Source organism: Kribbella sp. NPDC051952, assembly GCF_040680855.1.
GTDB lineage: Bacteria > Actinomycetota > Actinomycetes > Propionibacteriales > Kribbellaceae > Kribbella.
In genome coordinates this window covers 109646-135172 of sequence record NZ_JBFAXQ010000009.1, presented here as the reverse complement: position 1 = coordinate 135172, position 25527 = coordinate 109646, and the positions used below count along the sequence as shown (strand labels likewise).

At 68.5% G+C, this 25527-nt stretch carries 18 protein-coding genes; 14 read left to right on the top strand and 4 right to left on the bottom strand.

What is annotated here, in order from left to right:
• The first annotated feature begins 108 nt into the window (after positions 1-108).
• Positions 109-810, top strand: coding sequence for a hypothetical protein (locus AB0L70_RS18855; protein ID WP_363685618.1), 702 nt, complete (start codon positions 109-111; stop codon positions 808-810).
• Here AB0L70_RS18855 and AB0L70_RS18850 read toward each other — a convergent pair.
• Positions 800-1504, bottom strand: a complete 705-nt coding sequence (locus AB0L70_RS18850) for a TetR/AcrR family transcriptional regulator C-terminal domain-containing protein (protein ID WP_363685616.1) — start codon at positions 1502-1504, stop codon at positions 800-802. The genes AB0L70_RS18855 and AB0L70_RS18850 overlap by 11 nt on opposite strands.
• Positions 1505-1562: 58 nt before the next feature.
• Here AB0L70_RS18850 and AB0L70_RS18845 point away from each other — a divergent pair, with 58 nt between their 5' ends.
• The 7 genes from AB0L70_RS18845 (at position 1563) to AB0L70_RS18815 (ending at position 17578) form a co-directional block, all read left to right on the top strand.
• A complete protein-coding gene (locus AB0L70_RS18845) occupies positions 1563-3095 on the top strand; it encodes an MFS transporter (protein ID WP_363685614.1) in 1533 nt (510 codons plus the stop codon).
• A 91-nt stretch (positions 3096-3186) separates the two neighbouring features.
• A complete protein-coding gene (pheS, locus tag AB0L70_RS18840; RefSeq protein WP_363685612.1) occupies positions 3187-4296 on the top strand; it encodes a phenylalanine--tRNA ligase subunit alpha in 1110 nt (369 codons plus the stop codon).
• Positions 4296-6836 carry a phenylalanine--tRNA ligase subunit beta gene (locus AB0L70_RS18835; RefSeq protein WP_363685610.1) on the top strand — a complete coding sequence of 847 codons (2541 nt, stop codon included), beginning with the start codon at positions 4296-4298 and terminating at the stop codon, positions 6834-6836. The genes pheS and AB0L70_RS18835 overlap by 1 nt, the downstream gene beginning before the upstream one ends.
• A gap of 46 nt (positions 6837-6882) precedes the next feature.
• Complete coding sequence (locus AB0L70_RS18830) at positions 6883-8433, top strand: gamma-glutamyltransferase (protein WP_363685608.1); 1551 nt, start codon at positions 6883-6885, stop codon at positions 8431-8433.
• A 16-nt stretch (positions 8434-8449) separates the two neighbouring features.
• Entirely contained in the window at positions 8450-9439 is a 990-nt protein-coding gene (locus AB0L70_RS18825) for a glycosyltransferase family 2 protein (protein ID WP_363685606.1), read from the top strand.
• A complete protein-coding gene (locus AB0L70_RS18820; RefSeq protein WP_363685604.1) occupies positions 9436-11643 on the top strand; it encodes a hypothetical protein in 2208 nt (735 codons plus the stop codon). The genes AB0L70_RS18825 and AB0L70_RS18820 overlap by 4 nt, the downstream gene beginning before the upstream one ends.
• A gap of 130 nt (positions 11644-11773) precedes the next feature.
• The gene (locus AB0L70_RS18815) at positions 11774-17578 is read left to right on the top strand and encodes a tandem-95 repeat protein (RefSeq protein ID WP_363685602.1); all 5805 of its coding nucleotides are present in this window, start codon (positions 11774-11776) and stop codon (positions 17576-17578) included.
• 35 nt (positions 17579-17613) lie between these two features.
• Here AB0L70_RS18815 and AB0L70_RS18810 read toward each other — a convergent pair whose 3' ends face one another.
• The 3 genes from AB0L70_RS18810 to AB0L70_RS18800 are packed head-to-tail and all read right to left on the bottom strand — an operon-like array spanning position 17614 to position 19622.
• A complete protein-coding gene (locus AB0L70_RS18810) occupies positions 17614-18132 on the bottom strand; it encodes a GNAT family N-acetyltransferase (protein WP_363685600.1) in 519 nt (172 codons plus the stop codon).
• A gap of 33 nt (positions 18133-18165) precedes the next feature.
• Positions 18166-19059: an RNA polymerase sigma-70 factor gene (locus tag AB0L70_RS18805; RefSeq protein WP_363685598.1), complete on the bottom strand. Its 894-nt coding sequence runs from the start codon at positions 19057-19059 to the stop codon at positions 18166-18168.
• Entirely contained in the window at positions 19056-19622 is a 567-nt protein-coding gene (locus tag AB0L70_RS18800; RefSeq protein WP_363685596.1) for a carboxymuconolactone decarboxylase family protein, read from the bottom strand. The genes AB0L70_RS18805 and AB0L70_RS18800 overlap by 4 nt, the downstream gene beginning before the upstream one ends.
• Positions 19623-19767: 145 nt before the next feature.
• Here AB0L70_RS18800 and argC point away from each other — a divergent pair, with 145 nt between their 5' ends.
• Genes argC through AB0L70_RS18770 form a run of 6 tightly spaced genes read left to right on the top strand, consistent with a single transcriptional unit; the run spans position 19768 to position 25525 of the window.
• Positions 19768-20799 carry an N-acetyl-gamma-glutamyl-phosphate reductase gene (gene argC / locus AB0L70_RS18795; protein ID WP_363685594.1) on the top strand — a complete coding sequence of 344 codons (1032 nt, stop codon included), beginning with the start codon at positions 19768-19770 and terminating at the stop codon, positions 20797-20799.
• Positions 20796-21998, top strand: a complete 1203-nt coding sequence (gene argJ, locus AB0L70_RS18790) for a bifunctional glutamate N-acetyltransferase/amino-acid acetyltransferase ArgJ (RefSeq protein WP_363685592.1) — start codon at positions 20796-20798, stop codon at positions 21996-21998. The genes argC and argJ overlap by 4 nt, the downstream gene beginning before the upstream one ends.
• Positions 21995-22873, top strand: coding sequence for an acetylglutamate kinase (gene argB, locus AB0L70_RS18785; protein ID WP_363685590.1), 879 nt, complete (start codon positions 21995-21997; stop codon positions 22871-22873). The genes argJ and argB overlap by 4 nt, the downstream gene beginning before the upstream one ends.
• A complete protein-coding gene (locus tag AB0L70_RS18780) occupies positions 22870-24084 on the top strand; it encodes an acetylornithine transaminase (protein ID WP_363685587.1) in 1215 nt (404 codons plus the stop codon). The genes argB and AB0L70_RS18780 overlap by 4 nt, the downstream gene beginning before the upstream one ends.
• Positions 24081-25016: an ornithine carbamoyltransferase gene (argF, locus tag AB0L70_RS18775; protein WP_363685585.1), complete on the top strand. Its 936-nt coding sequence runs from the start codon at positions 24081-24083 to the stop codon at positions 25014-25016. Before AB0L70_RS18780 ends, argF begins: the two co-directional genes overlap by 4 nt.
• The gene (locus tag AB0L70_RS18770) at positions 25013-25525 is read left to right on the top strand and encodes an arginine repressor (RefSeq protein ID WP_363685583.1); all 513 of its coding nucleotides are present in this window, start codon (positions 25013-25015) and stop codon (positions 25523-25525) included. The genes argF and AB0L70_RS18770 overlap by 4 nt, the downstream gene beginning before the upstream one ends.
• Positions 25526-25527: the final 2 nt, after the last annotated feature.

Genomic DNA, 25527 nt, shown 5'->3' with positions numbered 1-25527 from the left:
GCGGCAAGCACCGAGTGCACCTGGGACAACTGCAAGACCCACAATTGGCCGGTGACCCCTTCGGGACGGCCTGGTTCAGCGGAGCGGGCTGCCCTGGAAGGACTGTCGATGTCGACCACACCCCTGCCTGCCAAAGCCAGCCTCAGCCAGTTGCGCGCCCAGGCCAAGGACCTCCGCAAGGCCGTCGTCAAAGGCCGGCCGGATGCGATCGAGCGGATCCGGGAGCAGCACCGCGACCCGGAGAACTTCACTCTCCGGGATGCGCAGCTGACGATCGCCCGCGAGTACGGCCTGGCCAGTTGGGGCGAGCTGATGGAGAAGGTAGCCACCGAGCTGGTCGAGGGCCGCGAACTGCACAGGTACTTCGGTGTCGAGCTCAACAACGAGACCTGGGACCTCCTCGAGCAGATCGACGAGACCAGCCCACTCCTCGACCAGGAACGCGTCCTGTACGGCGCGTACGCCGCCTGCCTGCACTGGCTCGAAGCCGGCAACGAAGCGAACCACGCACGCGCCGAGCACCTGATCGCCCGGGTCGCCCTCCGGATCGGTCGGGCCGAGCTCGGGCTGCAGCACGCCAAGCGGTGTCTGCAACTGGTCCAGGACCACCCGGATCAGATGGCTGACTGGGACGAGCCGTTCGCGCGGGAGGCGCTCGGCCGTGCGCTCGCGGCGACCGGCTCCCGCGATCAGGCGCTGGCTGAGCGGCACCGGGCCGAGGAGCTCACGCAGCAGGTTGCCGGCGACGGCGACCGCGAGGTGCTGCTGACCGAGCTCGCCAAAGAACCGTGGTTCGGACTCACTTCTTGACGCGGGCCTGGAGCCCGTCGAGCAGGGCGTCCAGCCCGAACACGAAGGTCTGGGTCAGCGCCGCGTCCAGGTCCTGCCGGGTCCGGCGCCGGACCGACGCCTGCATCTCGGGGTAGTCGGTGGCGATGGCCTCCGCCTGGCTCAGCATCCCCTCGGCCCACTCGTCCATCGACTGACCCGACCGCCGGACCATCTCGCGGGTGGCGACCTCGGCGCTGACGGTGCCGAGCACGTACGACATCACGCTGCTCATCGCGAGATCGACATCGTGCTCGGAGAAACCGGCGGCACCGAACAGCACCAGACCGCGCGAGCCCAGGCCCATCGCGTTCGGCCCGACGCTCGGCCGCGTGTACATGACCTCGGGCAGCCAAGGATGCCGCAGTACGGCGGAACGCAGGCTGTGCCCGAACAACAGGGCACCGCTGCGCCACCCGGCCAGCTCCGGTTCGGGTACGTCGATCTCGCCCCAGATCTCGTCGATCAGCAGGTCGATCAGGTCGTCCTTCGTCGGCACGTGCCAGTAGAGGCTGGTCGCGCCCGAACCGAGCTTGGCGGCCAGCTTCCGCATGCTCAGTCCGGCCAGGCCGTCCGCATCGAGGGTCTCCATCGCGACCTTCACGATCTGGTCCCTGGTGAGCGTCTCGCGAGCCGGTGCCGTGGCGCGCTGCCGGGTCCAGACCGATTCCTTCATGACGCCATCTTAGCCAATGCACTGGAACACTGTGCGAGTCTTGTCGTACAGTGTGCGAGTGACTAGTACACCGTTCGAGTCTGCTGACACCTCCACAGCGACCGGTCATCCGCGACGCTGGTGGATTCTGCTGATCCTGTGCCTGGCCGTGATGGTGCTCGTCGTCGACAACACCGTCCTCAACCTGGCCATCCCGTCACTGATGCGGGACCTGGATGCGACGCCCCAGGACATCCAGTGGGTGATCGACGCCTACATCCTGGCGTTCGCCGGACTGCTGCTGACCGCGGGCAGCCTGTCCGACCGGTTCGGCCGGCGGAAGATGCTGCTGATCGGGCTGGTCCTGTTCGGGGCCGCGTCCTTGCTGGCGACGATGGCCGAGACGCCCTGGCAGCTGATCGCCTGCCGCGGGCTGATGGGTGTCGGCGGCTCGCTGCTGATGCCGAGCACGCTGTCGCTGCTGTTCACGGTGTTCCCGCCGGAGGAGCAGCGCAAGGCGATGGCCGGCTGGTCGATGGTCGCGATGGTCGGTGTCGTGGCCGGCCCGACCGTTGGCGGCGTACTGCTGAACCACTTCTGGTGGGGCTCGATCTTCCTGATCAACGTGCCGATCGCGGTACTGGCGATCATCGGGACGGTGGCCCTGATCCCGGAGTCGAAGGGCCCGGCGCGCGATGTCGACCCGGCCGGTGCGGTGCTCTCGATCGTCGGTATGGCGGCGATCGTGTGGGCGATCATCTCGATCCCGGCCGACGGGTTCGGCTCTGCCAAGGTGCTCGGCGGGCTGGCCGTCGGGGTGGTGGCGCTGACCGGATTCGCCCTGTGGGAGAAGCGAAGTGAGCATCCGATGGTGCCGCTCGCGCTGTTCCGGGACCGGAACTTCAGTGGGACCAGCTTCTCGATCGTGCTGCTGTCGTTTACCGCCGGTGGGTTGCTGCTCGCGTTGACGCAGTACCTGCAGTTCGTGCTCGGGTACACGCCGTTGAAGGCCGGCCTGGCGTTGATCCCGTACGCCGTGGCCGCGACCGTGTTCAACGGATTGGGCGCGACGCTGGGCAAGAAGATGGCGGACCGGAGCCTGATCTCGCTCGGACTGGCGATCATCGCCGTGAGCTTCGGGATCATGTCCCAGGTCTCCGACTCGAGTGGTTACGGCCTGCTGATCATCGGCCTGCTCGTGATGGGCGTCGGTGGTGGACTGGCCGGACCCGCGGCGTACACGCTGCTCATGCAGTCTGTGCCGGCGGATCATCGCGGGGTTGGTTCCGCGATGAACGACACCGTCCAGCAGACCGGGGCTGCGTTGTCGGTGGCCGTACTGGGGAGTGTGCTGGCTGGGGCGTATTCGTCCGCGCTGCCGGACTCGGTGCCTGAACAGGCCCGCAAGTCCATCGCGGACACCCTGGCTCTCGGTCCTGACTTCATGCCTGCGGCCCGCACCGCATTCGTGGATGCGATGTCGATCGCGATGACTGTTGGCGCCGTCGGTGCGGTAGCTGGTGCGGTGGTTGCATTGGTCGTGCTGCCTCGCCGACAGGCCAAGGCGGACGCGGCGGACCTGGTCTCGGCCGGGGACGACTCGGCCGGCTGAATCCACAGGCTTGTGGACACCGATTCACGCTCTTGGGGTTCTGGTTTCTAGACTGCAATCCGCAGAAGTTCCAAAACCCCGAGAGCGAGCCATGTCCGGTCCCAACACTGATTACGACCCGGTCGAAGTGACGCCGCTGCATGCCGAAGAGGTGGAGCGGAGCCGCGACGAGGCGCTGAAGGCGTTTACCGGGGCGGCCGATCTGGCTGCCCTGCAGGAAGCGAAGGTCACGCACCTCGGGGAGAAGTCGCCGATCGCGCTGGCGAACCGGGAGATCGGCGCGCTGCCGCCGCAGGGCCGCAAGGAGGCCGGTCAGCGGATCGGCGCGGCCCGGAAGGCGATCAACGAGGCCTTCGCCGGCCGCCTCGCCGTGCTCGAGGCCGAGCACGAGGAGCGGATGCTGGCCACCGAGCGCGTCGACGTGACGCTGCCGTGGCACACCCCCGAGCTCGGCGCGCGGCACCCGCTCTCGCTGATCTCCGACCAGGTCGCGGACGTCTTCACCGCGCTCGGCTGGGACGTCGCCGAAGGCCCCGAGGTGGAGGCCGAGTGGCTGAACTTCGACGCCCTGAACTTCCAGCCCGACCACCCGGCCCGGCAGATGCAGGACACGTTCTTCGTCGAGCCGGCCGGCTCCGGCAAGGTGCTGCGGACCCACACCTCTCCGGTGCAGGCCCGCTCGATGCTGACCCGGAAGCCACCGATCTACGTGATCTGCCCGGGCCGCGTGTTCCGCACCGACGAGCTGGACGCGACCCACACGCCGGTCTTCTACCAGGTCGAGGGCCTGGTCGTGGACGAGGGCATCACGCTCGCGCACCTGAAGGGCACGCTCGACCACTTCGTCGTCTCGATGTTCGGCGAGGGCCTGGAAGCACGCCTGCGGCCGAACTTCTTCCCGTTCACCGAGCCGTCGGCCGAGGTGGACCTGAAGTGCTTCGTCTGCCGCGGCGCATCCGTCGGCAACCCGGACCGCCCGTGCCGCACCTGTGGCAGTGAGGGCTGGATCGAGTGGGGCGGCTGCGGCGTGGTCAACCCGCGCGTCCTGCAGGCCTGCGGCATCGACACCGACCGCTACTCGGGCTTCGCGTTCGGGATGGGGCTGGAGCGGACGCTGATGTTCCGCAACGGCGTCGAGGACATGCGGGACATGGTCGAGGGTGATGTGCGGTTCAGCCGCCAGTTCGGGATGGAGATCTGATGCGGGTCCCACTGTCATGGCTTCGTGAGTACGTCGACCTCCCGGCCGGAGTCACCGGCCGCGACGTCGGGGAGAAGCTGATCCGGGCCGGCCTCGAGGTCGAGACCGTCGAGGAGTCGGACCTCAAGGGCCCGCTCGTGGTCGGCAAGGTGCTCACGTACGAGAACGAGCCGCAGAAGAACGGCAAGACCATCCGCTGGTGCTCGCTCGACATCGGCAAGGACGAGCCGCAGTGGGTCGTCTGCGGTGCGCACAACTTCGAGATCGGTGATCTCGTGGTCGTCGTACTGCCGGGTGCGGTGCTGCCCGGTGGGTTCGCGATCTCCGCGCGCAAGACGTACGGCCATGTCTCCAGCGGCATGATCTGCTCCAGCACGGAGCTCGGCCTCGGTGACGACGGTACGCACGGCATCGTCGTACTGGAGCCGGGTGAGGCCGAGGTGGGCGATGACGCGATCGAGCTGCTGTCGTTGAGCGACGACGTACTCGACATCGCGGTCACGCCGGACCGTGGGTACTGCCTCTCGATCCGTGGGGTCGCGCGCGAGGCGGCGACGGCGTACGGCGTTGCCCTGAAGGACCCGGCGGATCTTTCGCTGACCGGATCCGGTGCGGGTGGGTACCCGGTGCGGGTGGATGACTCCGAGGCCTGCAGTGTGTTCGTGACCCGGACGGTGACCGGGATCGACCCGAAGGCGTTGTCGCCGCGGTGGCTGCAGAAGCGGCTGCTCGCGACCGGGATGCGGCCGATCTCGATCGGGGTCGACGTCACCAACTACGTGATGCTCGAGCTCGGTCAGCCGATCCACGGGTACGACAAGGACCGGCTGAGCGGCGAGATCGTGGTCCGGCGGGCGAACTCCGGCGAGAAGCTGGTGACGCTGGACGACCAGACCCGTGAGCTGGACGCCGAGGACCTGCTGATCACCGACGACTCCGGGCCGATCGGCGTGGCCGGCGTGATGGGTGGCGCGTCCACCGAGATCTCCGACTCGACCAGCACCGTGGTGATCGAGGCCGCGCACTTCGACCCGATCGTGATCGCGCGGGCGTCGCGCCGGCACAAACTGTCGTCGGAGGCGTCCCGGCGGTTCGAGCGTGAGGTCGACCCGCTGCTGCCGCGGTACGCCGCGCAGCGGGTCGCTGATCTGCTGGCCGAGCTGGCCGGCGGCACGATCCAGCCGGACGAGACCGTCGTCGACACCCACAGCCTGCCCGAGCCGGTCACGATCCGCGCCGACCACGCAGCCCGCGTCGCCGGCGCCCCGATCTCCATCGAGGAGACCGTCCGCCACCTCGAGTCGGTCGGCTGCTCGGTTGACCCAGCCGTGGCGGAAGCGACTCCGGCGCCGTTGGCTGCCGGCGCACACGCGGCGGCCCTGGTTGCCGGTGGGGACGACCTGCTGACCGTGACTCCGCCTTCGTGGCGGCCGGATTTGCGGGATCCCAATGACTTTGCCGAAGAGGCGATTCGGCTCTTCGGGTTCGACAACGTGCCGTCGGTCCTGCCGCCTGCGCCTGGTGGTCAGGGTCTGACGGTGTCGCAGCGGCGCCGCCGCCGGGTCGCGACCGCGCTGGTCGGCGCGGGCCTCACCGAGGTCGTGTCGTACCCGTTCACAGGCGAGGCCGACTTCGACGCGATGGGCATCCCGGCCGACGACTCCCGCCGTACGACGGTCAAGTTGGTCAACCCCTTGTCCGACGAAGAGCCGTCGATGCAGACCACGCTGCTCGCGACCCTGCTCCGGACCGCCGAGCGCAACGTCGGCCGCGGCTCCGGCGACCTCGCGATCTTCCAGACCGGCCTGGTCTTCAAGCCCAAGCCGGAAACGAAGCCCGCGCCGTTGCCGTCGGTCGCGCAGCGCCCGAGCGAGGCCGAGCTCAAGTCCTTGTACGACGCTCTGCCCGAGCAGCCGCTCCACATCGGAGTCGTGCTGACCGGGTCACTCACCCCAACCGGTTGGTGGGGCAAGGGCCGTCCGGTCGGCTGGGCGGATGCCGTTCAGCTCGCCCGGACGATCGCGTCTGCTGTCAGCGTCGAGCCGGTCGTGCAGAACGCCGAGCTCGCGCCGTGGCACCCGGGCCGGTGTGCGGAGTTCTTCGTCGACGGCAAGTCCGTCGGGCATGCCGGTGAGCTGCATCCGAAGGTCTGCCAGGCGTTCGGTCTGCCGGCCCGGTCGAGTGCGGTCGAGCTCGACCTGGGTGCGTTGATCGCGGCCGGTCCGGCGTCGGTGTCGGCCGAGCCGTTCTCGTCGTACCCGGTGGCCAAGGAGGATGTGGCGCTGATCGTCCCGGCCGACGTGGCCGCGGCGGACGTGCAGGCGGCGCTGGCCGAGGGCGCGGGCGCGCTGCTCGAGTCGGTCCGGCTCTTCGACCTCTACACCGGCGAGCAGATCGGCGAGGGGAAGAAGTCGCTCGCGTTCGCGCTCAGGTTCCGGGCGCCGGATCGAACCCTGAAGGAGAACGAGGTTGCCGACGCGCGGCAGGCCGCGGTCCAGGTCGCGGTCGATCGCTTCGGCGCCGTCCAACGGGTCGGCTGATTCCCATGAGGCGGGGCCGGGCGCCACGCACTGACGGGCCGACGCGATGAGCGGCGGTCACCCGCGGGTTGCGGTCGCGGCGCCGAACGCGGCCGCGGCCGAGGCCGGCGTCCGGGTCGCCGCCGAAGGTGGGAACGCGGTGGACGCGGCGATCGCGGCCACCCTGGTGACGATGGTGAACGAGATCGGCGTGGTCTCACCGGCCTCGGGCGGCTTCGTCACCCTGCAGGTGGCGGGTGGCGACGCGGTCACCATCGACGGCTGGGTCGAGATGCCCGGCCGAGGCCTGCCCACAGACCGCTTCGGCCGAGGTGTCTGGGACATCACGACCGACTACGGCGGCGGTACGACGACCACCGTCGGCCACGGGTCCGTGGCCACGCCGGGCGGGATGAAGGCGCTCGACCTGGCCCACCGCCGATCCGGCAAGGCGCCGTGGCACGAGGTCGTCCAGCCCGCGATCGACGTCGCCCGTGACGGCTTCCCGCTGAGCCGCACCTCCGGCTACTACCTCGGCTTCACCCACGAGATCATCTTCGGCTGGCATCAGCCGAGCCACGGTGTCGTGCACTCCGAGGACGGCGAGGTGATCAAGGCCGGCACCACGGTCGTGATCCCCGAGCTGGCCGAGGCGCTCGAGCTGATCGCCCGCGACGGCGCCGAGACTCTGTACACCGGCGAGCTCGCCCAGCTGCTCATCCGCGATATGGCTGAGAACGAAGGCATCCTCACTGCGGAGGACCTGGCCGCGTACGAGGCCGTCGTACGCCCGGCCCTGATCGTCAAGCAGAACGGGTGGCGTCTCGCGACCAACCCGCCGCCGGCCGTCGGTGGCGTCGCGGTCGCGGCGATGCTGGCGTTGCTCGACGGTGTGCCCGCGGACGGTAGTTGGCGGCCGTCCGAGCTCGAGCGGCTGGTCGACGTGCAGCACGCCGTACTGGGGCAGCGGCTGGCCGAGTTGGACGGGGAGGATCAGCGGCAGCTGGAGGGCAAGAAGCTGCTGGACCTCGCTTCGGCTGGTGATCTGCGGGCGTTGACGTCACCCAGCACGGCAACTGTCTCGGTGGTCGACGACGAGGGCGACGCGTGCGCGATCACCGTGTCGTCCGGGTACGGCTCCGGCGTACTCGCCCCGGGGACGGGCATCTGGCTCAACAACGCGCTCGGGGAGCAGGAGCTGCTGCACGGCGGTCCGCACAGCCTGGCGCCGGGGACGCGACTCACCTCGAACATGGCGCCGAGCGTCGCCCGCCGCGAGAGCGATGGCGCTGTGCTCGCGATCAGCTCACCCGGTTCGGACCGGATCCCGACCGCGCTGGCCCAGGTTTACGCGCTCTACACGCACGGTGGGCTGCCGCTGCGTGAGGCGATCGACCACCCGCGGCTGCACGTCCGGGTCCGCCAGGACGTGGTCGTCGACTACGAGGACGACCTGGAGGAGGTGGCCGGTGCGACCTCGCTGCCGACCCGGCCGATGCCGCCGCACTCGATGTACTTCGGCGGTGTCGCGGCCGCGTTCTGGGACCCGGCCGACGGCCTGATCGCGGTCGGAGACCCCCGCCGCACCGGTGCCGTGGCGGTCTCCCCGCCGACCTGATCGGTATGGTCAACCCTTGATCACTGAACCGGAAGGTCCGCAGCCGATGCCCGAGCTCTCCGTCGTCGTACCGATGTACGACGAAGAAGACGTGCTGCCGATCTTCTTCGACCGGATGCATCCGCTGCTCGACAGCCTCGGCATCTCCTACGAGTTGCTCGTCGTCGACGACGGCAGCCGGGACAAGACCGCCGCCCTGCTGCTCGACGCGGCCACGGACTGGCCGCAGCTCCGCGTCGTCCGGCTGCTGCGCAACAGCGGCCACCAGGCGGCCCAGTCGGCCGGCTTCCGCCGCGCCCGCGGCCGGTACGTCGTCACGATCGACGCCGACCTCCAGGACCCGCCCGAGGTGATCGCCGAATTCCTCCAGACCGTGCGCGAGCGCGACGTCGACGTCGTGTATGGCGTTCGCTCGGATCGGTCGAGTGATTCATGGCCGAAGCGAACGTCGGCCCGGCTGTACTACCGGCTGATGTGCCGCCTGGTCGGCAAGGACATCCCGTTCGACGCCGCCGACTTCCGGTTGGTCTCGCGGCGCGTGGTCGACGCGGTCAACGCGTTGCCGGAGGACGGCCGCGTCTTCCGGTTGGTGATCCCGTGGCTCGGGTTCCCGAGCACGGAAGTGAAGTACGTCCGCGCCGAGCGAGCCGCCGGGACCACGAAGTACAACCTGTCCAAGATGCTCCGGCTCGCGTTCGACAGTGTGACCGCGTTCTCGGCCGCGCCGCTGCGGCTGGCGACCTGGCTCGGGCTGCTCGGCGGCGTGATGTCCGGGTTCTTCGTGGTCGGCGCGCTGGTGATCAAGCTGGCCGGCCGCAGCATCCCGGGCTGGACGTCGACCGTCATCGCGGTGAGCGTGATCGGCGCGATCCAGCTGCTCTGCCTCGGGGTGCTCGGTGAGTACGTCGCCCGGCTCTTCCAATCGAGTCAGCGCCGGCCGCAGTTTCTCGTCGGTTACGACAGCCTCGAAGACCAAGGGCACCAGGAACCGGTCCACCAGAGATGAGGCGGTTGCTCCCGTGGCTGCTGCCTCTGCTGGCGGCGGTCGCCGGGCTCGCCACGGTCGACGTCGGCCCTGGCCCGATCATCAAGTACGGCGGCTACTTCGTGCTGGCGATCGCCCTCCCGGGCACCCTGCTGCTCCGCGCGGCCTGGCGTAGTACCGGCAACTGGGCCGAGGACCTCGGCCTCGGCTCGGTCGTCGGCGCGACCTGGCAGCTGATCGGCTGGGCGATCTTCACCGCCCTCGGTTGGCAACGCTGGTTGATCGTCTGGCCCGCGCTGGTGCTCATCGCGTTCGCGATCGCAGGACGCAAGTACTGGCGCATCGCCGACCCGAAACCGTTGCCGGTGGCATGGACCTGGGGTCTGGCCGTGTCGGCCGCGGTCATGGTGGGCGCGACCTGCGTCGGCGTCTTCGCGTACCACCCGATGCCACCGGACGGTACGGCGTACTATCCGGACCTGCTGTATCACCTGTCGATGGTGAACGAGCTGACCCGATCGGTGCCGCCGGAGATGCCGCAGGTGGCGGGGGAGCGGCTGGACTATCACTGGTTCGCGAATGCGGACATGGCCGGGGCTGTGGACATCACCCGGCTGACACCGGTGGTCGTGCTGTTCCGGCTGTGGTTGCTGCCGTGGCTGGTCGTCGTACTGCTCGTGTGTGCGACGTTGGCCCGGATCGTGAGCCGCACGTGGTGGACCGGCGTACTCGCGGCGCTCGCGTTGGCGGCGCCGCAGGTCTATCTGTTCGTCGACACGAGTGTGAATCTGACGGCGCCGGTCAGCTTCCTCAGTCCGTCGCAGACGTTCGGGATGGTTGCGGCCGTGACGGTTGCGGTGGTCCTGATCGAGCTGTTGTTCGCCGGCGCGCGTAGCACTGCCTGGCTGGTGGTCGTGCCGGTTGCGATCGTGGGCGGCGGGTCGAAGCCAACAGTGTTGCCGCTCCTGGTCGCGGGAGTCGCGTTGGCAGCTGTGTATCTGCTGGTGACGACTCGGCGGGTGTCGCGACGGGTCATCATCGCTGGAGCTGTGCTGGTCGCGGTGGGCGTCGGGACGATCCTGACTGTTGCCGGTAGCACCAATGGCTCGAGGGTGCAGTTGCTGGCGGTGCTGAAGTCGCTGCCCGTCTACTCCGCCGCGACCGGTGACTCGACGCCGCCGGGGGCGGGTGGTCTGATTCTGCCGGCGCTGGCGCACGGTGCCGTGATCGGGACGTTGGCGCTGCTGCTCGGTCTGCTGCTCACCTTGCAGGCGATGGCGTGGGCCGGCTTCGGAGTCGTCGGACGCCGGGATCCGATCGCCTGGTTCCTGCTCGGCGTGATGATCGCGGGCTGGCTGGGATACCTGCTGGTCGATCATCCGTCCGTCAGCGAGTCCTACTTCATCTACACCGCTGCGCCGTTCAGCTTGGCGGGTGCGGGCTGGTTCGCGGCGACCAGCGCCCGAGCCGCGGGACGACCGATCCCGATTGCCGCGGTCGCACTCGGATTGTCCGTGCTCTACGCCGCCCTGCTGGTCTGGGCGAAGGGCGTGCCGGCCGGTCCGCCGACCCGGCACCTCTGGCTGAGCACCCGCCTGCTGTTGGTGGTCCTGGCGTTCACGATCGTGCTGCTGGTCGTGTGGCGGCTGTTCTTCCGGCAAGCCGGTGGGGGGCTGCTCGTCGTACTGATTCTGCTGGCGACCGCACCGATCAGCTCGTTCGCACAGAGCGCGCTGCATGGGGACACCGAGAAGTCGCCGACGTACCGGGCGCCGCAGTGGCGGGTGTTTCCGGATGAGACGTCTGCCGCGCTCTGGCTCGGGCAGAACTCCGCGCCGACCGATGTGGTCGCGACCAATACCTGGTGCCGTCCGGCCGGCAAGGTGGCGCCGGGGTGTGACGCGCGCGGGTATCTCGTCAGCGGCATCGCCGGTCGCCGGACCCTGATCGAAGGCTGGGCGTACACGAATCAAGCCATGGCCGCGCAAGGCGTCGGCGGCCGCCGCTACACCGAGCAGCCGTCGCCCTGGCCCGACCGGGTCGCGCTCACCAGCCAGGCCCTCGTCGCGCCGACTCCTGAGGTCCTGCACCGACTGCACGACGAGTACGGCGTTCGCTGGTTGTACGCCGACACCCGCAACGGTCCCGTATCACCCGCGTTGGACCGGCTCGCCGAGCTGCGACACAGCGCCGGGATGGTCCGGATCTACGAACTCGGAGAGTGATTGTCCCGTAACATTGGGTCCGCGTAGGCCGTTACCTGTGCATATTTTGACAGCTCATCGCGTCTGGCGCAGGCCCGCCCGCCCGCGGCCGAAACATGCGGCGACGTGATTGCTCGGGAGGGCGGCAGGAATGCGGGCGACACGACCGGGCGCGGCCATCGTTGTGGTGCTCGGCCTGCTGGCACTCGGCTCCGTCCGGGCGACGGCGTACGAGGTCCCCGCGACTCCCTTCAGTACCGGCGACTCGGCGACCGCGGTCATGCCGGAGACCGAGCTGAAGCAGACGATCACCGTCACCGGCCAGACCGAGTTGAGTGACGCGACCACCGCCGGGATCCGTGGGACAGGGCCGACGACCTATCAGCCCGCGATCTCGCGGACCACGCCTGCGCAGGACGTGGTCGTGAACACCGGCACCTGCGCCTCGATCGGCAGTTGCGGCGACCGCGGCACGGTGACGATCGCGTTCAGCCAACCGGTGCGCAACCCGGTCCTCCACCTCGCGGGCATCGGCGGCGCAGCTGTCCAAACCGTCAGCGGTACGCCGAGTGCCCAGTCCGAACTGCACTCGATCCTCAAACTCACCACGGCCGGACTGAGCCTGACGAAGGTCGGTCAAGGCAACAATCTCGCCGTCACCAGCGACACGATCACCGCCGCCAATCACGACGCCGGCCCGAACTGCGTCAACGCCAAGACCGGCATCGGCCTCGACGCCACCGCGAGCGCCGCCTGCGGCTCGGTCCGCGTCAACGGTGTGGTCACCAAGGTCACCTTCGACCTCACCGCCTTCTTCACCAAGCACGCGAAGCTCCCGGCCTTCAACACCACGTCCTCCGGTGACGTGTTCTCCATCCTCGCGTCCACCGGCGAAGACTTCGGTGACGCACCTACGAAGTACGGCGCCGCCTGGTCGGTGCTCAGCGACGTACGGCTCGGCAAGGATGCGACCGAGGACAACGCGACCGTTGCCAATGGCACCACCGGCCCGACGACCGCCGATCAGGCCGACGACGGGGTCGTCTTCAAGCCGCTCCGCACCAACACGACGACCTACACTGCCGAGCTTTCGCTGACCGGAGCATCCAAACCTGGTCGGGCGTGTGCCTGGATCGACCTCGATCTCGACGGCGCCTTCGAGCCGGCCGAACGATCGTGCACCAACTTCGCCGCCGGTCAGGGTGCGGTCACGCTCAACTGGACCGAGCTCAGTCCGAAGGCAGGAGCGTCGTACGCGCGAGTGCGGGTCGGCTACACCGAAGCCCAGGTGGAGAAGCCGACGGGTCCGAGCGACGCCGGTGAGGTCGAGGACTACCCGGTGACGATCACGCCGCCGCCTCCGCCGATCCTGGTCAACGACAGCGCGGCGACGGCCTTCAACACCCCAGTCATCGTCGATGTCCTTGGCAACGACAAGCCGGGCGCTTCGGACACGCCACTCAAACCCAGCACCTTGTGCCTGGTCGACGGCAACGACTGCGTCGTGATGGTGAACGTCGTGGGTGAGTCCAAGTACGTCGCCCAGGCCGGGAAGATCCGGGTCGAACCGGTCCCAGGTTTCGTCGGCCCCGGTAAACCGGTCACCTACCGCGTTGCCGACAGCAACGGGACGACCGCGACCGCGAAGCTGACCCTCACCGTCGCGTTACCTTCCAAGCCCGTCGCCACCCCGGACACCGCGCTCACCCCGCAGAACGTCAGCATCGCCGTGAAGGCGTTGCTCAACGACCGCGCGGCCCCCGGAGTGAAGTTCGTCCCGGGGAGCGTCGTGCTCCGCGATCCCGCCGATGCGACCTTCAAGAAGAAGGTGGTCATCACCGGTGAGGGCCAGTACGCCGTCAAGCCGGACGGCGGCGTGGACTTCGTCCCGGTCCCGCAGTTCACCGGCGTCGGCACGTCGATCGGCTACCGCGTCACCGACTCCACCCACCAGAACGCCGAGTCGACGCTGGTCGTGACGGTCACGCCGGTGCAGCCCACAGCCACCGGGGATTCCGTCTCGACGGCCTTCGACACGAATATCGCCGTACCCGTGCTGGACAACGACCTGCCGGGCTCGCCGGATGCACCGCTCGATCCCACCAGCCTGCGGCTCGTCGACCCGATCAGTCACAAACTCGTCGACAAGGTAGCCATCGCGCGACAGGGCAACTACCTGGTTGCTGCCGGCAAGGTGACGTTCCAACCGGTGCACGGCTTCCAAGGTGTCGGTACGACGCTGACCTACCAGGTGCTGGACAAGAACGGTACGCCGGCGCGGGCCGGTCTCACGGTGTCCGTCGACGCTCCCGGTCCGCCCGTCGCCAACCCGGACACGATCACGACATTGCAGGGCGGTTCGGTGGTGGTCGCCGTACTGGACAACGACAAGGAAGGCCCGACCGGATCGGCGCTGAAGCCGGACAGTGTGCGACTGATCGCGCCGGGCAGCGCAGAGGTCGGGACAAGTCTGGTGGTGGCCGGGCAGGGTAAGTACACGGTGAAGCCGGACGGCAAGATCGTGTTCGACCCGCTCCCGGTCTTCAGTGGAGCGGCGACCCCGGTCGGCTATCAGGTTGCTGACGGCAATGGTGCGATCGGGACGTCGACGCTGACCGTGCACGTGACTAAGGTCCAGCCGGATGCTTCGGACGACGTCGCGAGTACGGCGTACGACACGACGGTCACCGTGTCGGTCCTGGCGAACGACGAGGCCGGCGATCCGGCGGTGTCGTTGGTGCCGGGCAGTGTCCGGCTGCTCGATCCGAAGACGAAGCAGCCGAAGACCACGGTCGTCGTCGACGGCGAGGCGACGTACAAGGTGACGGCGGAGGGGAAGGTGACGGTCGATCCGGTGCCGTCGTTCACCGGCGTCGCGTCGCCGATCGCCTACCGCGTCTCCGATGTGAATGGCACGTTGGCCAGTGCGATCCTGACCGTGACGATCGCGAAGCCGGCGGCTCCGGCCGCCAAGCCCGACGTTGCCACCGGCAAGCAGAACGTCCCGCTGCGGATCGATCCGCTCGCCAACGACACCGCGGGCGAGGGCACCGGACTCGATCCGCTCAGCCTGGCGATTCTCGACCCGGCCGATGGTTCGCTGAAGAAGCTGGTGAAGATCCCGGGCCAGGCCGCCTACCGGGTGAATCCGGACGGCACCGTCACCGTTGACCCGCTGCCAGGCTTCACGGGTACGGCGACCAAGCTGACCTACCGGGTCACGGACTGGTTCGACCAGGCGACTCGGTCGACCATCTCGGTCTCAATCACGCCAGTCACCCCGGTGGCGGTCGACGACACCGCGAGGACGCCGTACGACAAGGTCGTCGCGGTCAAGGTGCTGGCGAACGACAAGGCCGACGATCCGTCCGCACCACTGGTGCCGGGCAGTTTGCTGCTCACCGACCCGAGTGATGGGTTGCTGAAGGCAACGGTGACGATCCCGAACGAGGGGGTCTATACGGCAGCCGGGGGAGTGGTCACGTTCGATCCGGGCGCGACCTTCCGCGGACCGGGTACGTCGCTCACCTATCAAGTGGCCGACAGCAACGGAACGCTGACCACGGCAACGGTGTCGATCACCGTCGGCCAGCCACCGACGGCCGTCGCCGACACCGCGTCGACGCTGCAGGACGTCACCGTTTCGGTGAACCTGCTGTCCAACGACAGCCCGGGCACCGACGCTCGGTTGGACGCTTCCTCTGTGGGCCTGCTGGATCCGGCGGCGCGGACCGCGGGATATGTGAAGAAAGTGACCGTCGCCAACCAGGGCACGTACACCGTGCAGCCGAGCGGTGCGGTCGTCTTCGATCCCGTGCCGGCCTTCCGGGGTCGGGCGCTCGCGATCAACTACCGCGTCGCCGACTCGAACGGGAACTTCTCAGCGTCGACCCTGAGCATGACGGTGACACCGATCTGGCCGGTGACCGTGGACGATTCGGCGATCACGCCGCACGACCATGCGATCACCGTCAACGTGCTCGGCAATGACAAGCCCGGCGATCCGAGCGCACCGCTGATCGCGTCGAGTCTGGTGCTCAAAGATCCGGCCGGTGGTTACCGCAAGAGCATCACGCTCGCCAAGGAAGGTACGTACCTCGCTGGCGAGGACGGGACCATCACGTTCACCCCGGTCAAGGGCTTCCAGGGTGTGACGACGCCGGCGACGTACCGGATCACCGACGACAACGGGACGACGGCGGAGGGATTGCTCCTGCTGACCGTCGGCAAGGGACCGTCGGCGGTCGCCGACACCGCGACCACGAAGCAGAACGTCACAGCGACCGTGGATCCGCTGGTGAACGACGAGCCGGGGACGGGCGCTGACCTCGACCGGACCACGGTTCAGGTGTTCGGCGCGACCACGGTGCAGTCGTTCGCCACGCCCGCACGTGGTTGGGCCCGGACCGCGGTCATCCCGGGCCAGGGCGTGTTCACGGTGAATACCGCGTCGGGGAAGGTCACCTTCGACCCGGAACCGGCGTACCGCGGGGTGGTCTCGATCGCCTACCGGGTCACCGACACCACCGGGAACACGGCCACGTCGATCCTCGCGGCGACGGTAGCTCCGGTCAGTCCGGCAGTCGCGGACGACAAGGCGACGACGCCGTACGAGACTGCGGTCACGGTTGCGGTGCTGGCGAACGACCAGCCGGGCGACGCGAGCGCGCCACTTGGTGTAGTCCGACTGACGGATCCGGCGACCGGGGATCCGGTGCAGGCGCTGTCGGTTGCGGGTGAGGGGACGTACACGGTCCAGCCGACCGGGGGGATCCGGTTCGTGCCGTCGGACGGGTTCGTCGGGTCCGCGACGCCGGTCGACTATGAGGTTGCCGATCGCAACGGTACGACGGGCACGGCCACGCTGACCGTCACCGTGCAGGCTCGACCGGTCGCCACTCCGGACGCGGCTCGGACGAAGCAGCACGTGCCGGTGACGATCAACCCGCTCGGCAACGACAAGCCCGGGCCGGGTGCGACCCTCGATCCCGCCTCGGTCTTGCTGGTTGGTCCTGATGGTGCGCTGGTCGACCAGGTCACGATCGCCGGGCAGGGCGAGTACGTCGTTGCCAAGGGCAAGGTCACGTTCAGTCCGGTGGCGACATTCACGGGTACTGCGCGGCCGGCGGCGTACGAGGTGAAGGACAGCAACCGCAACTCGGCCCGCGCGACCATCACGGTGGCCGTGCTGCCGGTTCGTCCGGCTACGGTCGACGACAGCGCCAGTACTGCGTATGGCACCGCGGTTGTCGTCAAGGTGTTGGGCAACGACAAGCCTGGTGACGCATCCGCGCCGCTCGTGCCGGATTCCGTCGTACTGCGGGATCCGGCGGACGGTCGGGACAAGAAGTCGGTGACTGTGCCGGACGAGGGTGCCTTCACGGTCGGCGCGGGCGGTGTCGTCACCTTCACCCCGGCCACGGACTTCATTGGTACGACGCGATCGCTGGCGTATCGGGTCACCGATGCCAACGGGACGTCGAACACGGCGCTCCTCGATGTGACTGTGGCGGGTCCGCTGCTGGCCAAGGCCGTGCCGGACACGGCGACTGGGACGCCGGGGAACGCGGTGGCAGTGAATCCGTTGCTCAACGACAGTGGCGCGATCACTCCGAGTTCGGTGTGTCTCCGGACTGGGCCGGCTACGTGTGGCAAACGCTTTGCCGATGCCGCAGGCAATTGGTCGGTTGCGAGCGACGGGACGATCACTCTCACGCCGGCGGCCGGCTTCACCGGATCGGCCAAGCTCACCTATGAGCGACGTGACACCACCGGCGCTGCGGTCACCGCGCCGGTGAGGTTCACCGTGGGGGAGCGGGCGGTGGAGGAGGTCCGGTCGGTGAACCGAGCCGAACTCCCACCGACCGGCGGACCGCCTGCCATCCTGCTGACCCTGGGCAGTCTGCTCACCGCGCTGGGGGCGACACTCGCCGCCCTCTCCCGCAGTCGTCGCTGAACGAGCTATTGCGCACTCCCGGCAGGGAGCCGTCGTTAGAGGTCCAGGACCAGCATGATCTCGTCGCGGTAGTCGTCCGGTGCGACTCGGACCGCGCGTGGATGGTTGCCGACGACCCGGTAACCGAGCGGCCCGTAGAACTTCTCGAGCCCGAGACCGCCGCGGATCGTGAGCTCGAGCTGCTCCAGACCGAGGTCCACGGCCGAGCCACGCAAACCCTCCATCAGCAGCCGGCCGGCACCGCTGCCCTGATGATCCGGATGGACCATCACCCGCAACACCGTCCGCCAGTGCGCCTGCAGAGCACTCCCACGATCGACGAGCAGACCCATCCCGGCGTACCGCTCGCCGGTGTGCAGGACCCCGAGCAGATCCACACCCGCCGCGACCCGGCCGAGCGCCTCGTCGAGTGTGTCCGCGATCCGTTCAACCGGCGCCGGTGCCGTGAACCCGACCGCCCCGCCGGCATCGGTGGCCGCGATCCACGTGTCCAGCAGGTCCGCCCGGACACTCGGGTCCAACGCCTCTTCCGGTTCCACCACCAGATACTTCACGGCACCTCCATCTGCGACTGAGTTGCAGATAGCTTACGGCGCCAGGTCGTGTTTCGCCGGGACGGTCCCCAGCTTGTCCGGGTTGCGGATCAGGTAGAGCTCGGTGATCAGTCCGTCGGTGGACTCCAGGAACGCGACCGTGTCCGGCTCGTCCTCGAAGTACGCGATGAACGCGATGTCGTCGTTCAGCCTGGCCATCTTGATCTCGAACTGCGGGTTGTCCGCCATCACGGCGAACATCCAGCGGGCGATCTTCTCCGGTCCGTGGATCGGACGTAGCGCGGCCCGCTTCTTGCCGCCGCCATCGCTGATCAGTACGGCGTCCGGCGCGAGCAGTGAAACCACTTCGTCGAAGTTGCCCGATCCGGCCGCCGCCATGAACCGTATGGTGAGCTCGTTGTGCCGCGCCTTGTCGACGTGGTGCCGCGGCTGTCGCGCATGCACGTGCTCACGGGCCCGGTGAGCGAGCTGCCGGACCGCGGATTCGGACCGGCCGAGGGTGTCCGCGATCTCGTCGTACGGAAGATCGAAGACCTCACGCAGGACGAACGTGGCGCGCTCGAGCGGCGAGAGCGTCTCGAGTACGACGAGCATCGCCATGCTGACCGAGTCCGCGAGTTCCACCGCGGCTGCGGGGTCGTCGTTCGACGCCGAGGTCGGGGTGATCGGCTCGGGCAGCCAGGGACCGACGTACTGCTCGCGCCGGGCCTTCTGCTCGCGCAACCGATTGAGGGCCAGGCGGGTGGTGATGCGGATCAGGTACGCGCGCACGTCCCGGATCTCGTCGTGGTCCACGCCGGTCCACCGCAGCCACGCCTCCTGGACCACGTCCTCCGCGTCGGTCACGCTGCCGACGACCCGGTACGCCGCTCCGACCAGAACGGCGCGGTGTTCGGCGAACTCCCGGGCCAGCTCTTCTTCCGTCATTTCACCGGCCCCTTGACCGGGCGCAGCTCGCAGTACTCCTTGAACCCTTGGCTGGTCAGACCGAGGGCGGCGTTGGTCCGGGAGCGGTAGTTCTCCAGCGAGACCATCGCGGTGAGCTCGACCAGCTGCTCATCGGTCAGGTCCTGACGCAGCCGCTCGACCTGCTCATCCGTCACCGTCGGCGGAGTCACCGTCATCGCCTCGGCGTAGTTCATCACCGCGCGCTCCAGATCCGTGTAGGTGTCACTGTCCCGCCACCCTGGCACATCTCGCAGCTTCACCGGATCAACACCCTGGTGATGAAACTCCCAGTACCCGAAGTCGATACACCAACTACATCCAATCTCGGCGGACACCACCATCACGGCGAGCGCCTTGAGGGTCGGGTCGAGCTTGTTCCACTTGCTCGCGGACCCCTCGAGGAGGAGGGTCGACACGAGCACCCGGCGGTTGTGCAGCGCCACCTGCCCCGGTTCCACGACCTTCCCGTACTTCCGCCGGCTGCCCCATTCGGCCACCCGCACAAACCAGTTCCGTCGATGCTCCAGCGCAATCCGAGCCATCCCACGCACCTCCAGGTTCGTCGTCCCCTCCCGGACACGCGGTGGATGGTGCGGTGTGACATGAGCTAGGTCACGTCGGGAGTTTCCCGCTCGCTGCCGCCTCCGACGCTTGGATATTCTTCCGATATGCGGCATACTCATTCATATGAGTGTGAAGGTGGCTGTCGCTGGAGCCAGCGGATATGCGGGTGGTGAGCTGCTTCGACTGCTGAGCACCCACCCGGACGTCGAGATCGGCGCGCTGAGCGCCGGGGGCAACGCCGGTACCCAACTCGGCGTCCACCATCCACACCTCGTGCCGCTGGCGCACCGGACCCTCGTCGAGACTACGGCGGAGAATCTCGCCGGTCACGACGTCGTGTTCCTGGCCCTCCCGCACGGACAGTCCGCCGGAATCGCCGAGCAGCTCGGCGAGGACGTCACCGTGATCGACTGCGGCGCGGACTTCCGGCTGACCGAGGCCGAAACCTGGACCGAGTTCTACGGCGGTCAGCACGCGGGCTCCTGGCCGTACGGGCTCCCGGAGCTTCCCGGCCAGCGGGACAAGCTCCGCGGTTCGCATCGGGTCGCCGTACCAGGGTGTTACCCGACCGTCTCCACGCTCGCCCTGCTGCCCGCCGTACAGAGAGGTCTCGTTGATCCCGGCCAACTGGTGGTGGTCGCGGTCAGCGGTACGTCGGGTGCGGGGAAGGCGCCGAAGGCACACCTGCTCGGCGCGGAGGTGATGGGCTCCGCCTCCGCGTACGGCGTGGGCGGGGTACATCGCCACACCCCGGAGATCGAGCAGAACCTTTCGCCGTACGCCGATCAGCCGGCGAGCGTCTCGTTCACCCCGGTGCTCGTACCGATGGCGCGCGGCATCCTCGCGACCTGCAGCGCACCGATTGCCGAGGGCACCGACCTGGCAGCCCTCCGGCAGGCCTATGAAGACGCCTACCGCAACGAACCGTTCGTATTCGTGCTGCCCGAAGGACAGTGGCCGCAGACGCAGGCCACGCTCGGCGCGAACACCGTGCAACTGCAGGTCGCGCTCGACCAGCGCACCGGCCGCGCCGTCGTCGTGGCCGCGATGGACAACCTCACCAAGGGCACTGCCGGCGGCGCCGTGCAGTGCATGAACCTGGCCGTTGGTCTCGACGAGACCCTGGCCCTGCCCCTCATTGGAGTAGCCCCGTGACCGTAGCTGTCACCCCAGACGCTCAAGTCGATCGGAGCGCCGGGGTCACCGCGCCGGCCGGCTTCCGCGCGGCCGGAGTGATCGCCGGGATCAAACCGGCCGGTACGCCGGACCTCACCGTGGTCGTCAACGACGGTCCGCAGAAGGTTGCCGCCGGCGTCTTCACCACCAACAAGGTCAAGGCCGCGCCCGTGCTGTGGTCCCAGCAGGTCCTGTCCGCGGGCGTGCTGAAGGCCGTCGTGCTCAACTCCGGCGGCGCGAACGCCTGCACCGGACCCGAAGGATTCCAGGACACCCACAAGACCGCCGAGAAGCTGGCCGAGGTGCTCGGTGTCGGCGCGGCCGAGATCGGGGTCTGCTCGACCGGCCTGATCGGTGAGCGCCTGCCGATGTCCGCGCTCATCCCAGGTATTGATGCCGCTGTGGATGCACTGGGCGACACGCCCGAGCACGGCCTGGCCGCCGCAACCGCGGTCATGACGACCGACAACGTACCGAAGCAAGCGGTGTTGAAGAGTGCGGACGGCTGGAGCATCGGCGGGTTCGCCAAGGGCGCCGGGATGTGCGCGCCGAACATGGCGACGATGCTCAGCGTCATCACCACCGACGCCGTGCTCGACCAGCCGCACCTCGACCACGCGCTGCGGAACGCGGTCGGCAAGACGTTCAACCGCCTCGACGTCGACGGCGGTACGTCGACCAACGACACGGTGCTCCTGCTCAGCTCGGGTGCCTCCGGTGTCACCGTTACGCCTGAGGCGTTCGAGGCCGCTCTGACCGTGCTGGCTGCTGACCTGGTGAAGCAGTTGCAGGCCGACGCCGAGGGCGTCACCAAGCACGTCAGCGTCACGGTGAAGGGCGCGGCCACCGAGGCCGAGGCGCTCGCCGCCGCTCGCATTGTTGCCGAGGACAACCTTTGCAAGACCGCGTTCTTCGCCTCCGACCCGAACTGGGGACGGATCGCGATGGCGGTCGGGAACGCGCCCACCGCGTTCGACCCGGCGTTGCTCGACATCACGTTGAACGGGGCGCCGATCTGTGTTGCCGGTGGCAAGGGCGTCGACCGCTCCGAGGCGGATCTCAGTGGCCTCGAGATCGACGTATTGATCGACCTGCACGCCGGTCCGGCGTCGGCCACGGTCCTCACCACCGACCTGTCCCACGCCTACGTCGAAGAGAACTCGGCGTACTCGTCATGAACAGTCACGCCGACGCGGTCGAGAAGGCCGCGGTCCTGACCGAAGCGCTGCCTTGGCTGAAGGAGTTCCACGGCAAGACGGTCGTCGTGAAGTACGGCGGCAACGCGATGGTCGACGACAAGCTCAAGCAGGCGTTCGCCTCCGACATCGTGTTCCTCCGGTACGCCGGGGTCCGGGTCGTCGTCGTACACGGCGGCGGACCGCAGATCAGCGACATGCTCAGCCGGCTCGGTATCGACAGCGAGTTCCGCGGCGGCCTGCGGGTCACCACCCCGGAGGCGATGGACGTCGTCGGCATGGTCCTGGTCGGCAAGGTCGGCCGCGAACTCGTCGGCCTGCTCAACGCCCACGGTCCGTTCGCGGTCGGCATGTCTGGTGAGGATGCCGGGCTGTTCACCGCAGAGCGCCGTACGGCGCTGGTCGACGGGGAGGCCGTCGACATCGGTCTGGTCGGTGACGTGGTCGAGGTCCGGCCGGAGGCAGTGATCGACCTGATCGACGCCGGCCGGATCCCGGTGGTGTCGACGATCGCGCCGGACGAGGACGGTCAGGCGCACAACGTCAACGCCGACACCGCGGCCGCCGCACTGGCGGTTGCCCTCGGCGCCGAGAAGCTCGTCGTCCTGACCGACGTGGCCGGGTTGTACCGGAACTGGCCGGACAGCGACGAGATCATCACGCAGATCGACGCGACCGAGCTGGCCGAACTGCTGCCGTCGCTCGCGTCCGGGATGGTGCCGAAGATGGAGGCCTGCCTGCGCGCGGTCCAGTCGGGCGTTTCCCGGGCGACCGTCATCGACGGGCGCGTGCCGCACTCGCTGTTGCTCGAGATCTTCACCGACGCCGGAAGTGGAACCCAGGTGATCCCGTCATGACCGAACTGCTGACCGTCGACGGCACGCAGGCCGCGCTGACTTCTCGGTACTCGAGCGCGTTGATGAACACCTTCGGGGCACCGAAGCGCGTGCTGGTCCGCGGCGAGGGCGCGTACCTGTGGGATGCCGACGGCAACAAGTACCTCGATCTGCTCGGCGGACTCGCGGTGAACTGCCTCGGCCACGCGCACCCGTTCGTGGTCTCCGCGGTGACGTCGCAGCTCGCCACCCTTGGTCACGTCTCGAACTTCTTTGCCTCGGCACCCCAGATCGCGCTGGCCGAGAAGTTGCTCGGTCTTTTCGATGCTCCGGGCCGTGACACTGGCCGAGTGTTCTTCACCAACTCGGGCACCGAGGCCAACGAGGCCGCCTTCAAGATCACCCGCCGGACCGGCCGGACCAAGATCGTCTCCACCATCGGCGCCTTCCACGGCCGGTCGATGGGTGCCCTCGCGGTGACGTGGAAGCCGGCGTACCGGGAGACCTTCGCGCCACTGCCGGGCGACGTCACGTTCGTCCCGTACGGCGATGCCGATGCGCTGGCCGCGGCCGTCGATGACGAGACAGCGGCCGTCGTACTCGAGCCGATCCAGGGGGAGAACGGCGTCGTCGTACCGCCGACCGGCTACCTGCAGGCGGCGCGGCGGATCACCCAGGAGCACGACGCCCTGCTGTGGATCGACGAGATCCAGACCGGGATCGGGCGGACCGGGACCTGGTTCGCCTACGAGGTCGAGGGGATCACGCCGGACATCGTGACTGTGGCCAAGGGCCTCGGCGCGGGCATCCCGATCGGCGCCTGCATCGGGCTGGGCGCTGCCGCGGAACTGCTCCAGCCGGGGAACCACGGTACGACGTTCGGCGGCAACCCGGTCGCATCGATCGCGGGCCTCGCCGTACTGACCGTGATCGAGCGGGACGGGCTGCTCGCCCAGGTGAATGCTGTTGGCAACCACCTCGCCTCGTCGATCATCGCGCTCGATCACCCGCTGATCGCCGGTGTGCGTGGTCGCGGGCTGTTGCTGGGGATCGAGCTGACCCAGCCGGTGTCGGATCAGGTCACCGCGCTCGCGCTGGAGGCGGGGTTCGTGATCAACAATCCCGTTCCGGACGCGTTGCGGCTGGCGCCGCCGTTCATCCTGAGCAAGGCTGATGCCGATAGTTTCGTCGCGGCCCTCCCGGGGCTGCTGGACCAGGTGGAGGCGGGATGACTGTCAGACACTTCCTCCGGGACGACGACCTGAGCCCGGTCGAGCAGGACGAGGTCCTCACCCTGGCCGCGCAGCTGGCGACGGACCGGCATGGGCATCAGCCACTGGCCGGGCCGAAATCGGTCGCGGTGATCTTCGACAAGACGTCGACCCGGACCCGGATCTCGTTCGCGGTCGGTATTGCCGAGCTGGGCGGATCAGCGCTGATCATCGACGCCCAGACCTCGCAGATGGGCCGTGGCGAGCCGATCGCCGACACCGCGCGGGTGCTGGACCGGCAGGTCGCGGCCATTGTGTGGCGGACCGCCGGGCAGACCCGGATCGACGAGATGGCCGGCGCGTCGAAGGTGCCGGTGATCAATGCGCTGACCGACGAGTTCCACCCGTGCCAGATCCTCGCCGACCTGCTCACGGTGCGGCAGCACAAGGGATCGACAGCTGGGCTGAAGCTCGTCTACCTGGGCGACGGCGCCAACAACATGGCGCACTCCTACCTGCTCGGTGGTGCGACTGCCGGGATGCACGTTGTGATCAGCTCGCCGGCGGAGTATCAGCCGGATGCCGCCATCCTGGCCCGGGCCGTGGAGATCGCGGGCGAGAACGGTGGCTCGGTTGCCTGGACCGCGGACCCGTTGGAAGCTGTCGACGGTGCGGATGTCGTTGCCACCGACACCTGGGTGTCGATGGGACAGGAGGCCGAGGCAACGTTGCGAGAGGCACCGTTCGTTCCGTATGCGGTGACCGAGCAACTGATGTCGAAGGCGAATTCGGACGCGATCGTGCTGCACTGCCTGCCCGCGTATCGTGGCAAGGAGATCGACGCGGCCGTGATCGACGGCCCGCAGTCGGTCGTCTGGGACGAGGCGGAGAACCGGCTGCATGCGCAGAAGGCGCTGCTGTCGTGGCTGTTGGCAAGGAGTTTCAGCGGATGACCATCGCCGTACCGACCACGAAGACCGCGCGGCAGCAACGGATCGTCGACCTGCTCGGTCGGCAGCCGGTGCGCTCCCAGACCGAGCTGGCCGACCTGCTCGCAGCCTCCGGGCTCGTCGTCGGCCAGGCGACGTTGTCCCGGGACCTGGTCGAGATCGGTGCGGTGAAGGTTCGTGATTCGTCCGGCCAGCTCGTGTACGCCGTACCTGGGGAAGGCGGCGACCGAACACCCCGAGCCGGTGAGGCCGCGGCGTTCGAGGCCCGGCTGGCCCGGGTGGCCTCCGAACTGCTGGTGAGTGCCGAGGGCAGTGCGAACCTGGTGATCCTGCGAACCCCGCCGGGTGCGGCCCAGTACTTCGCGTCGGCGATCGACCACGTGGGACTGGACGACGTACTCGGCACCATCGCCGGCGACGACACCGTCATGGTCGTGTCGCGCAACCCCACCGGCGGCCCCGACCTGGCTACCCGCTTCCTGTCGCTGGCCGCCCGCTCCGAACACAAGTAAGG